General features: G+C 63.3%; 12 protein-coding genes. 7 read left to right on the forward strand and 5 right to left on the reverse strand.

The window, feature by feature from the left end:
- Positions 1-126 precede the first annotated feature (126 nt).
- Complete coding sequence (gene gltX / locus AT395_RS10945) at positions 127-1,518, forward strand: glutamate--tRNA ligase (RefSeq protein ID WP_042115511.1); 1,392 nt, start codon at positions 127-129, stop codon at positions 1,516-1,518.
- Positions 1,519-1,638: 120 nt separating this feature from the next.
- Here the strand turns inward: gltX and AT395_RS10950 are convergent, their stop codons facing one another.
- Positions 1,639-2,496, reverse strand: a complete 858-nt coding sequence (locus AT395_RS10950) for an inositol monophosphatase family protein (RefSeq protein WP_042115512.1) — start codon at positions 2,494-2,496, stop codon at positions 1,639-1,641.
- Between the two features lie 374 nt (positions 2,497-2,870).
- Between AT395_RS10950 and AT395_RS10955 the strand changes: the two genes are divergently transcribed.
- Both AT395_RS10955 and cysE read left to right on the forward strand, forming a co-directional pair.
- On the forward strand, positions 2,871-3,716 hold the full coding sequence (locus AT395_RS10955; protein WP_042115513.1) for an RNA methyltransferase: 846 nt from the start codon (positions 2,871-2,873) through the stop codon (positions 3,714-3,716).
- Between the two features lie 109 nt (positions 3,717-3,825).
- The gene (gene cysE / locus AT395_RS10960) at positions 3,826-4,605 is read left to right on the forward strand and encodes a serine O-acetyltransferase (protein ID WP_042115514.1); all 780 of its coding nucleotides are present in this window, start codon (positions 3,826-3,828) and stop codon (positions 4,603-4,605) included.
- Positions 4,606-4,696: 91 nt separating this feature from the next.
- On the opposite strand, the gene AT395_RS10965 is transcribed toward cysE, so the two are convergent.
- The 4 genes from AT395_RS10965 to AT395_RS26290 all read right to left on the reverse strand — a co-directional run bounded on the left by AT395_RS10965 (position 4,697) and on the right by AT395_RS26290 (position 7,481).
- A complete protein-coding gene (locus AT395_RS10965) occupies positions 4,697-5,524 on the reverse strand; it encodes a UDP-2,3-diacylglucosamine diphosphatase (protein WP_048629239.1) in 828 nt (275 codons plus the stop codon).
- Between the two features lie 64 nt (positions 5,525-5,588).
- Positions 5,589-6,083: a peptidylprolyl isomerase gene (locus AT395_RS10970; RefSeq protein ID WP_042115516.1), complete on the reverse strand. Its 495-nt coding sequence runs from the start codon at positions 6,081-6,083 to the stop codon at positions 5,589-5,591.
- Between the two features lie 44 nt (positions 6,084-6,127).
- A complete protein-coding gene (locus AT395_RS10975; RefSeq protein ID WP_376738383.1) occupies positions 6,128-6,724 on the reverse strand; it encodes a peptidylprolyl isomerase in 597 nt (198 codons plus the stop codon).
- Between the two features lie 52 nt (positions 6,725-6,776).
- Positions 6,777-7,481 (reverse strand): tetratricopeptide repeat protein, encoded by a 705-nt coding sequence (locus tag AT395_RS26290; RefSeq protein WP_052765560.1) that lies wholly within the window; start codon positions 7,479-7,481, stop codon positions 6,777-6,779.
- A gap of 270 nt (positions 7,482-7,751) precedes the next feature.
- Here AT395_RS26290 and cysS point away from each other — a divergent pair, with 270 nt between their 5' ends.
- The 4 genes from cysS (at position 7,752) to tilS (ending at position 13,024) form a co-directional block, all read left to right on the forward strand.
- Positions 7,752-9,155: a cysteine--tRNA ligase gene (gene cysS, locus AT395_RS10985; protein WP_042115517.1), complete on the forward strand. Its 1,404-nt coding sequence runs from the start codon at positions 7,752-7,754 to the stop codon at positions 9,153-9,155.
- Positions 9,156-9,179: 24 nt separating this feature from the next.
- Positions 9,180-10,316: an endonuclease III domain-containing protein gene (locus AT395_RS10990; protein WP_048629240.1), complete on the forward strand. Its 1,137-nt coding sequence runs from the start codon at positions 9,180-9,182 to the stop codon at positions 10,314-10,316.
- A gap of 154 nt (positions 10,317-10,470) precedes the next feature.
- Positions 10,471-11,439 carry an acetyl-CoA carboxylase carboxyltransferase subunit alpha gene (locus AT395_RS10995; protein ID WP_042115519.1) on the forward strand — a complete coding sequence of 323 codons (969 nt, stop codon included), beginning with the start codon at positions 10,471-10,473 and terminating at the stop codon, positions 11,437-11,439.
- Positions 11,440-11,554: 115 nt separating this feature from the next.
- Entirely contained in the window at positions 11,555-13,024 is a 1,470-nt protein-coding gene (gene tilS, locus AT395_RS11000) for a tRNA lysidine(34) synthetase TilS (RefSeq protein WP_167370728.1), read from the forward strand.
- Positions 13,025-13,198: the final 174 nt, after the last annotated feature.

Below are 13,198 nucleotides of genomic sequence, written 5' to 3' on the forward strand. Positions count from 1 at the left end.
TGTGCCGCGAATGCACGCACTCGGCTGATATAATGATGGCTTCCAAATGTTGGCGACCCGCCTGCGCGAGACCCTCCGCCGCGGGCGTTTTTGTTTGTTGCCGACGCGATGCACCGAAGCCAAACCATGACCACTGTCCGCACCCGCTTTGCGCCTAGCCCGACCGGATTCATCCATCTGGGCAACATCCGTTCCGCTCTCTATCCGTGGGCCTTCGCGCGTCACAATCAAGGCACGTTCGTGCTGCGCATCGAAGACACCGATCTCGAGCGCTCGACCCCGGAAGCCGTGCAGGTCATTCTCGAAGGCATGGAATGGCTCGGCCTCGACTACGACGAAGGCCCGTTCTACCAGATGCAGCGCATGGATCGCTATCGCGAAGTGCTTGAGCAACTGAAGGACGCCGGTCACATCTATCCGTGCTACATGAGCGTGGAAGAACTCGACGCGTTGCGCGAACAGCAACGTGCGCGTGGCGAGAAGCCGCGTTACGACGGCCGCTGGCGTCCCGAGCCGGGCAAGGTGCTGCCCGAGCCGCCCGCTGGCGTGCAACCGGTGCTGCGCTTCAAGAACCCGCTCAGCGGCAGCGTGGTGTGGGAAGACGCTGTCAAGGGCCGTATCGAGATCTCGAACGAGGAACTCGACGATCTCGTGATCGCGCGTCCGGACGGCACCCCGACGTACAACTTCTGCGTTGTGGTCGATGACATCGATATGGACATCACGCATGTGATTCGCGGCGACGACCATGTGAACAACACGCCGCGTCAGATCAACATCTTCGAAGCGCTCGGCAAGCAGCCGCCGGTCTATGCGCACTTGCCCACGGTGCTCAACGACCAGGGCGAGAAGATGTCCAAGCGCAACGGTGCGATGAGTGTGGTCCAGTATCGCGAAGAGGGTTTCCTGCCGGAAGCCGTGGTGAACTATCTGGCGCGCCTGGGCTGGGCGCACGGCGACGCCGAAGTCTTCACGCGTGAGCAGTTCGTCGCGTGGTTCGATCTGGAACACCTGGGCAAGTCGCCGGCACAGCACAATCCCGAAAAGCTGCTGTGGCTGAACAACCAGTATCTGAAGCAAGCGGACAATGAGCGCCTGGCCGGGTTGACCGAGCCGTTCCTGCAAAAGGCGGGCGTGTCGATCGAGGGGGGAGCGTCGCTCGCGGGGGTGGTTGGGCTGTTCAAAGACCGTGCGAACACGATTAAGGACATCGCGCAAAGCGCCGAAATGTTCTACCGCAAGCCCGTGCCGTCGGACGCTGATCTGACCCAGCACATGACGGATGCCGCACGCGCGGCGGTGAAGGATCTGGCCGCCGCACTGGCTGCGCTGCCCGAGTGGAAGAAGGAGGCGATTTCGCCGGCCTTCAAGGCCACGCTCGCGCAGCATGGCATGAAGATGCCGCAACTCGCGATGCCGGTGCGTCTGCTCGTGGTTGGCACGACACACACGCCCGCTATCGACGCCGTGCTCGAACTGCTCGGCCGCGATACGGTGCTGGCGCGTCTGGGCGCGTGAAGCGTCACGCATGAGGCTTTCCGGGGTTGCCAGTGGCGGCGGCCGGAAACAAAAAACCCCGGGATGCCTGAGCATCGCCGGGGTTTTTTTTACAGGGGCCGCCATGCCCCCTGTCAGGGCTTACGACTGCGCGCCGTCCTGTGCTGCAACGGCGCTGGCGCGTGCCGACGGGGCCGGACGCTTGGCGCGCGAATAGCCTTCGAGCAGCTTGACCATCTGTGCGTAGATCTTTGGGTTGCCCGCCAGGATTTCGCCTTCGAACAGGAAATCCGATTCACCGGTGTAATTGCCCACGAGACCACCGGCTTCGGTGATCAGCAGGCTGCCTGCGGCCATGTCCCACGGATTCAGACCTTGCTCGAAGAAGCCGTCCATGCGGCCGGCGGCGACGTTCGCCAGATCGAGTGCCGCAGCGCCCGGACGGCGGATGCCGGCGCAATGCTCGGTCATCGTGCCGAACATCTTCAGGTAGTTCTCAACGCCTTGCAGGTCGCGGAACGGGAAGCCGGTGCCGATCAGGCCGTCGGCCAGACGATCGCGGCGCGACACGCGAATACGCTTGCCGTCGAGGAACGCACCACGGCCACGCGAGGCGGTAAAGAGTTCGTTGCGGGTCGGATCGTAAATTACGGCTTGCGAGACGATGCCCTTGTGCGCGAGAGCGATCGACGTGCAGTAGTAGGGCAGGCCGTGAATGAAGTTGGTGGTGCCGTCGAGCGGATCGATGATCCACTGGTATTCCGAACCCGACTTGCCGTGCTCTTCGCCCGATTCTTCGGCGAGGATGGCGTGGTCCGGATACGCTTGCAGGAGGGTTTCGATGATCGCTTGCTCGGCCGCTTTGTCCACTTCCGTCACGAAGTCGTTGTGCTGCTTCTTGCTGACCTTGACAGTGTCGATGTCGAGAGAAGCGCGGCTGATGATGTTGCCGGCGCGGCGCGCGGCCTTCACCGCGATATTGAGCATGGGATGCTGCATGACAGATTCCTGTTAAGGCCATCGCCGACGGTACGCGCGACCCCTTCTGGGCCGGCCGGCAGGCGTGGCAGACAAAGCGAACAAATTGAGCAAGAGCGATGCCCCGCAAGCGCCGCGCACAGGGTGGCGGCTCGTTTGCGGAGACGAAAACGCGTATTTTAGCAAAAACCCGGCCCGTGCGCTGCGTCGTCTTTATCTTCTGACCCTTTTTCGGTCGAGGCGCTGTTCGAGGTGGCGGACCGGCACGACGCCACGCAGCGCTCGCAATTCAGGGCAAAATAGCGACGTTCGCCGCTTGCCGCCTGCCGATGCATTACCTTTCGGGGGGGCTGCGGTGCTGCCCACTGCCGCTCGACTCTCATCGCCGCTGTCTCATGCCCCAATCGTCCCAATCTGCTGCTACTCCCACGTCAACGCTGTTCGATCAAGTGCGTTTCGTGCTCAACGAGACGAGCCACCCCGGCAACGTCGGGTCGGCGGCGCGCGCGATCAAGACGATGGGCTTCGGCCAGTTGGTGCTGGCGGCGCCGCGTGCGGGCGCGGATGTCCTGCGCGATCCGGAGGCCGTGGCGCTCGCGAGCGGTGCAGACGACGTGCTGGCAAACGCGCGTGTCGTGCCCGATCTTGATACGGCGTTGCAGGGCGTGAGCTGGGCAGTTGCGCTTTCGGCGCGCTCGCGCGAATACGGCCCGCCCAATGCCGAGCCGCGTGAGAGTGCGGCAATGGCCGTGCAGCACGCGGGGCAGGGCGAGGCGGTGGCGTTTGTGTTCGGCAGCGAGCGTACGGGCCTGTCGAATGCCGATGTTGAGCGTTGCAACGCCCTCGTTCATATTCCGGCCAACCCGGTGTATAGCTCGCTCAATCTGTCGCAGGCGGTGCAGTTGATCGCCTACGAGCTGCGGATGGCGTGTCTGATGCGCGAGCGTGGTGAGGCGCCTGTTTCCATCGCGGCCTCGGCTGCGCTGGCATCGCAACCGTCGGCGCTGGATACCCTGGATACCCAGGCCCACGAGGCGCTCGCGACACGTGACGACGTCGAAGGCATGCTCTTGCACCTGGAGCGCGCGCTTGTCGACCTCGATTTCCTTGATCCCGATAATCCGAAGAAGCTGATGACGCGTCTGCGCCGGCTGTTCGCGAAGAGTCATCTGGAGCGCGAGGAAGTCAACATTCTGCGCGGTATCGCGAAACACATTCTCGAGCGCAAGATTCGGCGGTGAAGCCATGTGCTCTCGTGTCGTCCGCCCGCGTCGGTCGACACGCTTCCCGATAATTACGCAACGATCCGCCCCAAGACGGCCGGACGCACACGACAGGATCGACAGGCTCATGTTTACCCATCTTCGCGAAGACATTGCCGCCATTCGGCAAAAGGACCCCGCAGCCCGCAGCAACTGGGAAGTCTTCACCTGCTATCCCGGCTTGCATGCAGTGATGCTGCACCGTGTGGCGCACGGCTGCTGGACCGCCGGCTTCAAGTGGCTGGGCCGCTACGTTTCGCAATACGCCCGCTTTCTCACAGGCATTGAAATTCATCCCGGTGCCACGCTTGGCCGGCGTGTTTTCATCGATCATGGCATGGGCGTTGTCATCGGCGAGACGGCAGTGGTTGGCGACGATTGCACGATTTATCAGGGTGTCACGCTGGGCGGTACGTCGTTGTCGCGTGGCGCGAAGCGTCACCCGACGCTGGAGTCGGGCGTGATCGTCGGGGCCGGGGCCAAGGTGCTCGGCGGCTTCACGGTGGGCGAGGGCGCGAAGATCGGCTCGAACGCGGTCGTGGTGAAGGCCGTTCCGGCGGGGGGCACGGCGGTGGGTAATCCTGCACGGATCATCCGTCCCGATACACCGCGCGACGGGGGCGACGCCAAGCCGCAGGGCGATACACGCAAGCCGGAATTCTCCGCCTATGGCATCACGCCCAACGCCGACGATCCCGTCTCGCTCGCCATCCACGGACTGATTGAAAACGCCACCGACCAGTCGCACAAGATCGACGTGATGGTGGCGGCGCTCAACCAGCTTGGCGCCCATCTCGAGGCGCTCGGTGCAAGCAAGATCGACACCGCCGAATTGCGCAAGCTAGGCAAGGAAATTCAGGATATGTGACGCGCGACTTGGCGGCGTCGGCATCGTCCGAAACAAAACGAAAACGGCCCGTCGTCAGCGCGGGCCGTTTTGCGTCCGGAGGCTATCGGACTCAGGTGCCTTGTGTAACGGACGGCGCGAGATCGATGGCGCGCAGACCGTGCGCGTCCCATTGCAGATACCCGCCGCGCGGGGGATCGACGTCGAACTCCCAGTCGGGCAGTACCCAACGCACGCGACGCCCATCGGCATGTCTTGCCGGGCGATGCGTGTGCCCATGTACGAGAGTGCGCTCACCGGCGGCGTCCAGCAGGGCGGCAACGGCGTTCGCGTTGGCATCGGCATAAACCCGGCGATGCGCGCCCTTGGCAGCGCTGATTCGACGAACGCGGTTGGCGATGGCCATGCGTAATCGCAGCGGAAGTGCCAGGAAAAACGCCTTGCCGGGCGGCGAATGGGCGACGCGGCGAAAGCGCTGATAGCTGACGTCTTCGGTACATAACTGGTCGCCGTGACTGAGCACCAGTGCTTGCCCGAGAAACGAGAAAACGCATGGGTCGTTGAGCATGACGGCACCTGCCGCGCGCGCGAAGCGTTCGCCGAGCAGGAAGTCGCGATTGCCGCGCATCACGGCGATGGGCACGCCGCTCACCGACAGTTCGGCCATGGCCGCCGTCATGCGCCGGGCAAATGCGCCGAGGGGCTCGGTGGTGGCAGCGGTGGGCGAGTCGGCGTCGGTATTCGCACTGGCCGGCGCATCGACATCGAGCATGTCGTCGCCAATCCAGTATTCGAACAGGTCGCCAAGGATGAACAGGATGGACGCCTCACGCGCGGGGCCGCGCAGGAAGTCCTCGAAGACTTGCACCGTACGCGGCAGCGCCGGCGACAGGTGAAGATCGGAAATGAAAAGCGCGGGCCCGTCGCCCCGTGGTGTCACAGGGCATTGCGGGCACCGCGCAGTCGATACCGGCATCGAATATCGCAGTGGACGGTGACGGCGCTTACGCGACGATCACGGCCTTTTCGATGATGACGTCGTCGACCGGCACGTCCTGGTGGAAGCCCTTCGAGCCGGTCTTCACGCCCTTGATCTGGTCGACGATTTCCTGGCCTTCGACGACCTTGCCGAACACGGCGTAGCCCCAGCCTTGCTGCGTCGGTGCGCTGTGGTTCAGGAAATCGTTGTCGCTCACGTTGATAAAGAACTGTGCCGTGGCCGAGTGCGGATCGTTCGTGCGCGCCATGGCCAGGGTGTACTTGTTGTTCTTCAGGCCGTTGTTGGCCTCGTTCTCGATCGGTGCTTCGGTCGGCTTTTGCTTCATGCCGGGTTCAAAGCCGCCGCCCTGAATCATGAAGCCGTTGATGACGCGGTGGAAAACGGTGTTGTCGTAGAAGCCGTTCTTGACGTAATTCAGGAAGTTCTCGACCGTCTTCGGTGCCTTGTCTGCGTCGAGTTCGATACGAATGACGCCGTGATTGGTGTGCAGTTCAACCATGATGCTTTCCTTCTGATGAAAGGGTTCCGATGGGCCGGAGGATTTCAGCGCTTGACGACGCTGGCCGATTCGATCACGACCGGCGTGACCGGTACGTCCTGGTACATGCCCTTGCGGGTCGTGGCAACGCCCTTGATCTTCTCGACCGTATCCATGCCGGACACCACCTTACCGAATACCGTGTAGCCGTAGCCGTCCGGGCTGGGGTAATCCAGTGACGCATTATCCTTCACATTGATGAAGAATTGCGCGGTCGCGGAGTTCGGGTTCGATGTCCGTGCCATGGCAATGGCGCCCGTCACGTTCTTCAGACCGTTTTGCGATTCGCTGGGAATCGGTGCGCGCGTGGTCTTTTCGTTCATCTCGGGCGTGAAACCGCCGCCCTGAATCATGAAATTGCCAATGACACGGTGGAAGATCGTGCCGTTGTAAAAGCCACTATTGACGTATTGCAGAAAGTTCTCGACCGTCTTCGGGGCGGCCTTCGGGTTGAGTTCGACCACGAAGTTGCCGGCCGACGTCTTGAACTGCACCTGCGGCTGGATGGTCTGTGCGAGCGCGGACAGGCTCGTGCCCGACAGGGCGGCCGCAGCGATCACGCTGCCGAGCAGCGCACGACGCAGGCGATTCGGAAAGGACATGCGTGTCTCCGTATGCAATGGGAATTCGGTGCTAAGGAAGGCGCTAAGCGTCTTAGTTACCTGACTTGCCGACATTCTTGAGCGACGCATCGTCGCTGGCCTTGGCCGGCGACGGCGTCTGGCTCACGGGCGCGGCGCGTTGCGGGGCAAGCATGTTCGACAGGATTTTCTCGCGGTTCGACACGCGTGCCGTCGGCGAGAGCTTGAGTGCTTTCTGATACGCCTGTTGGGCCAGCTTGGCGTACACGTCGCCAAGGTTCGAGTAGGCGACGGCGAAACTCGGATTGTTGCGAATCGCATTCTCGAGCGCGGCGCGTGCCTTGTCGTACTCTCCGGCCTGCGCGTACAGCGCCGCGAGGTTGTTGTACGGCTCGGGCAGTTCCGGGAAGTCTTGCGTGAGCGCGGTGAAGGCGTCGATGGCTTCCGCATTACGGCCCATTTCCATGAGCACGCGTCCGCGTGTGAAGCGCACCTGCGCGTCGCGCGGATATTGCTTGAGATGGGCGTCGATCTTCGTCAGCGCGTCGCTGAACTTGCCGGCCTCGACCAGTTTGTTGATGGCCGATTCGCTGGCTTGCTGAGGCGTTTGCAACTGGGCGGGCGGCGGCGGATCGATAATGGCCTGTGCACCGGCGGGCAGCGCAAACAACGTGCCCGCGAGGCCAAGGGTGGCGCCCGCGAGCGCCAGCGCACGGGCGCTGCGTGTGGCAGCGGCGACCGGGCGAAGTCGGGAGACAAGGCGCGTTGCGGGGGACAAAAGTGACCGGCTTCGTTGCGTCATAGTGGGTGCTTGGGATACCTGAGAGGTGCGCAAGAGATGCTATACTCGGCCGCATTCTAACAAAACACCTGCGCCCGGCCCGCGCCATTTCTCGTAGTGGCGGTGGATGCGGTTCGCAGGTTCGTTTTTTCTACCGCACGGCGCGCAGCCCGCCTCGCGATGTTGCTCTCGTCACAAAGTCCGTGACGTCCTTGAGAACATCGTCGCAGCGTCCGGCGCTGTTGCCGCCCGGTCAAGCGCTTATCTATGGATTCACTCCGTGTCTACAACTCGCTAGCGCGAGACAAACAGCCGTTCGTACCCCTCGTTCCCGGCGAAGTCCGCATGTATGTCTGCGGTATGACGGTGTATGACTACTGTCACATCGGGCATGCGCGCGTGATGGTGGTTTTCGACATGGTGCAGCGTTGGCTGCGTACGCTTGGGTACCAGGTGACCTACGTGCGCAACATTACCGATATCGACGACAAGATCATCAAGCGCGCCGTCGAGAACGGCGAGACGATGCGCGAGCTGACGACGCGTTTCATCGCGGCAATGCACGAGGATGCCGACGCACTCGGCGTGCAGCGCCCCGATCACGAGCCGCGCGCGACCGACTTCATTCCGCAGATGGTCGACATGATCGGCACGTTGCAACGCAACGGTTACGCCTATCAGGCAGACGACGGCGACGTGAACTACGCTGTGCGCAAGTTCTCCGGTTACGGCCAGCTCTCGGGCAAGTCCATCGAGGATTTGCGCGCCGGCGAGCGCGTTGCCGCCAATACCGCGAAGCAGGACCCGCTCGATTTCGTGTTGTGGAAGCGCGCCAAAGAGACCGAGCCTGAGGAATCGAAGTGGGCCTCGCCCTGGGGCGCAGGCCGTCCGGGCTGGCATATCGAGTGCTCGGCGATGAGCTGCCAGTTGCTCGGGAATCACTTCGATATTCACGGCGGCGGGGCCGACCTGCAATTTCCTCATCACGAGAACGAGATTGCGCAAAGCGAAGGCGCCACGGGCGAGACGTTCGTGAATTACTGGATGCACAACGGCTTCGTGCGCGTGGACAACGAGAAGATGTCCAAGTCGCTCGGCAACTTCTTCACGATTCGTGAAGTGCTGGCGAAGTTCGATGCGGAAGTTGTGCGCTTTTTCATTTTGCGTGCCCAATACCGCAGCCCGCTCAACTACAGCGATGCGCATCTGGATGACGCGCGCGGCGGTCTCACACGCCTGTACACGGCGCTCAAGGACGCGGTGGGCGATGGTGCGCCGCTCGACTGGAACGAACCGTACGCGCAGCGCTTTGCTGCCGCAATGAACGACGACTTCAATACGCCGGTGGCGATTGCCGTGTTGTTCGAACTCGCCGGTGAGATCAACAAGCAGCGCGATCCGGTGCTCGTGCGCCAGTTGCAGGGGCTTGCCGGGACGCTTGGCTTGCTCGGGCGCGATCCGCAATCGTTCCTGCAAGGGGCGATGGGGGGCGACGAGGGGGGCGATAGCGACGCATTGCGTATCTCTGTCGAAGCGCGCATCGAGGCGCGTGCCCAAGCCAAGCGCGAACGCAATTTCGCCGAGGCCGATCGCATTCGTGCCGAACTGTTGGCCGAAGGTATCGTGCTGGAAGACCGTCCCGGAGGCGCCACCGAATGGCGTCGTGCCTGAGCGCGGCGCATCGAGGCAAATCTCATGGTGACTCGTAAATCCGCGGCCGCTAAGGTTGCGACCCAATCCGCTGCGGCGAAGACGGTGCAGAAGGCGGCGAAACCCGCCAAATCGGCGACGCCGGCAGGCGAAGGGGCTCGCCGGGCGCCGGTCAAGGCGACCGGCGCCAGGACGACTGCCGTCAAGGCCGGTGGCAAGACCGGCGCCGCCAAGACGGCGGAAAAAACGGTGAAGGCCGGGGCCGCTCGCAAGGTCGCGCCGACAGCGGCGTCGAAGGTGGCGCAAAAGGCTGCGCAGAAAGCGGCGCCGAAGACCGGGGCGAAGGTCGCGCGCAAGGCGCCGGCGAAGGCGAAGGCCGCTTCGCCCTCCACGTCCTCCACGACCGCCAAGTCGGCGACCTCGGCCGCTGCGACCTCGCGTCGCCTCATCGCCAAGCGCGACGGCGAGACGCGTATCGTCACGCCGGAGATCGAGCGCATCGATCACGAGATCGTCGAGCAGGTCGTGACCGGTGTTGTGCCGTTGCCGGTGGCGGCGGGGGCAACGCGCCCCGGCTTCTGGGACCAGGCCTGTGCCGATCTGATGAAGCGCGATCGTATTCTCAAGAAGCTGATTCCGCAGTTCGGCCCGGCACATCTGACCGGCCGCGGCGAACCGTTCGTCACGCTCGCGCGATCGATCGTTGGTCAGCAAATCTCCGTGAAAGCGGCGCAGGCCGTGTGGGACCGGGTGGTCGCCATCTGTCCGAAGCTCACGCCGGCACAGTTCATCAAGGCCGGGCATGACGCGCTCGCCGGTTGCGGGCTCTCGCGCCGCAAGGCCGAGTACATTCTCGATCTGGCTACGCACTTCAAATCGGGGGCGCTCCACGTCGACGCCTGGGCAAGCATGGACGACGAGGCCGTTATCGCCGAGTTGACCGGCATTCGCGGCATCGGTCGCTGGACGGCCGAAATGTTCCTGATGTTCAACCTGATGCGCCCCGACGTACTGCCGCTCGACGACGTCGGGCTGATCAACGCCATCAGCGTCAACTATTTCAGCGGCGAGCCCGTCACGCGCAGTGAAGCGCGGGAAGTGGCCGCCAATTGGGAGCCCTGGCGCTCCGTCGCCACCTGGTACATGTGGCGCAGTCTCGAACCGGTGCCGGTGGAATACTGATTGTTCCGCCGAGGACGTATAATCCGCGTCCAATCCGTCTCATCCAGTAATTATTGACGGCTATTGCGGGTCGGGTGGCAATGAAAGTTGTCTATCTCGACCGGGTAGACGTTGCCGGCGGTACAATACGCTGCCGCATTTCCGGGGAAACCGGATGAAGAACACCTTTTTGGATTTTGAACAGCCGATCGCCGAACTCGAAGCGAAGATTGAAGAGCTGCGCTTCGTGCAGGACGATTCAGCCGTCGACATTTCCGAAGAGATCGAGCGCCTCTCGAAGAAGAGCCAGCAGCTCACCAAGGACATCTACACGAACCTGTCTCCTTGGCAGGTTTCGCAAATTTCGCGTCATCCGCAGCGTCCCTACACGCTCGACTATGTTCGCGACATCTTTACCGACTTCCACGAGTTGCACGGCGATCGCAACTTCTCGGACGATCACGCCATCGTGGGTGGCATGGCCCGTTTCAATGGTCAGGCCTGCATGGTGATTGGTCACCAGAAGGGTCGCGACACGAAGGAACGCGCGCTGCGCAACTTCGGCATGCCGCGCCCCGAGGGGTATCGCAAGGCCATGCGCCTGATGAAGCTTGCCGAGAAATTCGGTTTGCCCGTCTTCACGTTCGTCGACACGCCAGGCGCGTATCCGGGGATCGACGCCGAAGAGCGTGGTCAGTCGGAAGCCATCGGTCACAACCTGTACGTGATGGCCGAACTCAAGACGCCGATTATCACCACGATCATCGGTGAAGGCGGTTCGGGCGGTGCGCTGGCGGTTGCCGTGGCCGATACGGTCATGATGCTGCAGTTCTCGACGTACTCGGTGATTTCGCCGGAAGGCTGCGCGTCGATTCTGTGGAAGAGTGCCGCGAAGGCGCCCGAAGCTGCCGAAGCGCTCGGTCTGACGGCGCATCGCCTGAAGGCGCTGGGCTTGATCGACAAGATCGTCAACGAGCCGTTGGGCGGTGCGCATCGCGACCCGCTCGGCATGGCCGGCATGCTCAAGCGTGCGCTGGCCGACTCGCTGCGCCAGTTCCAGGGCATCAGCCACAAGGAGCTGCTCGAACGCCGCTTCGAGCGCCTGATGAGCTATGGCAAATTCAAGGAAGCCGGCGCGAAGTAATGCGTCCGTTATCGCGTCATCGCCCGTTGTGGCGATGACGCCGAATCCGATGCCTCATCACGATTCTTCTGCTGCCGCGCTCGCATCTGCCCGATGCGACGCGGCAGTTGCACATGTGGACGTCGCTTTGCGTCTGGCGCTGGCGGCGCACGTCACAGACGTCGGCCCCGGCAATGCATCGGCACTGGCTCCCTTTGCCCTCGCACTGAGCGGCGGGCTCGATTCGATGGTGCTGCTCGATGCGCTGGCGCACTGGGTTCAGACGCGTCGCGAAGCGGGTGAGCCGGTCGCGCAGCCGTTGGCCATCCACATTCATCACGGATTGTCCGAACGCGCTGACGAGTGGCTTGTCGTATGCGAGCGCGAGGCCCGTTTGCGTGGCTTCGTCTTCGAAGCGCAGCGAGTGAATGTGCCGCGCGACGCGCGTCAGGGTGTCGAGGGCGCGGCACGCGCCGCACGCTACGAAGCGCTCGCCGCAATGTGCAGCGCGCATGGCGTGAGATGGCTGCTGACCGCGCATCACGCGAACGATCAGGCGGAGACAGTGCTGCTGCAAATGTTGCGCGGCGCGGGCTTGCCCGGCGTGGCGGCCATGGCGGTGGAGGGCACATTGCCCGCGGTGGGCGGCAATATCGCCAACGTCGGCGAGCCTTGCCGGCCGCGCCTGCTGCGCCCGCTGCTCGACATCACGCGCGAGACGATGCGTGCTTACGCCAATGCGCGTTCGCTATCGTGGGTCGAGGATCCGTCCAACGACGATCGGCACTACCTGCGTAACGCGTTGCGTCACGATGTCATGCCCGCCATCGCGGCGCATGTGCCTGCGTATCGGGAGACCCTGGCGCGGTTCGCAAGGCATGCCGCGCAGGCGCAATCGCTGCTCGATCAGCTCGCGCAAAGCGATTTCGAGATGGCGTGCTCGACATCTGCCGCCGGAGACGAGCGTTTGCAGCGCAGCCGTTTGCAGGCGCTGGATTCGTCGCGTCTCGCGAACCTTCTGCGCTATTGGACCGCCCGCCGGGGATTCGCCATGCCGACGGAGGCGCGGCTCGATGAGTGGGTGCGGCAGATTCGCGATGCGCAGGCGGACGCCTCGCTCGAGTTACCGCACGGCGACGCCGTCTTGCGGTTGTATCGCGACGAACTGCAATGGACCGCGCGCTACGGCATGGCCAGCGCGGATGACGCTGGCGACGGAGACGGCGGGGCTTCCGAAGACGTATTGCGATGGGCGGGCCACCGGGAATGGCCGTTGCCGCAATGGCAGGGGAGCATTGTGTTCACGCCGGTCGCCGACGGCGAGTCTGCCGAGGGCTCGATCGACGAACGCGTGTTGCGCGCCCGCCCTCTCGTGGCGAGGTCGCGTGCGGGCGGCGAACGGTGGCGCGAGCATGCTGCGGGGCATTCGCGTTCGCTCAAGCACTGGTATCAAAGCCGTGGGGTTGCGGCGTGGCTGCGGCATGTGCCGATCGTCTGGCAGGGGGAGGAAATCGTCTTCGTCCCGCGTCTGGGCATTGACGGTGCGGCACAAAGTGACGAAAGCACTGGCATGCGCTGGCGAATGATGTGGCGCGACGAAGCGTAGCCGGCGAAAAACAGCATAATCTGCTGCCGGATGCGGCATGTCGCGGCAATGGCAGCGCAATCTGCGCCAAACTGGCTCAGGCGCGATACATTCGTGCGATAATCAAAAGTTCCGCGAATCGAAACGTCATCGGTGCCCCTCCACGGGTATCTGCGCAGGATTCATAAACGGTTT

Origin of the sequence: Pandoraea apista (assembly GCF_001465595.2) — a bacterium.
Classification (GTDB): Bacteria; Pseudomonadota; Gammaproteobacteria; order Burkholderiales; family Burkholderiaceae; genus Pandoraea; species Pandoraea apista.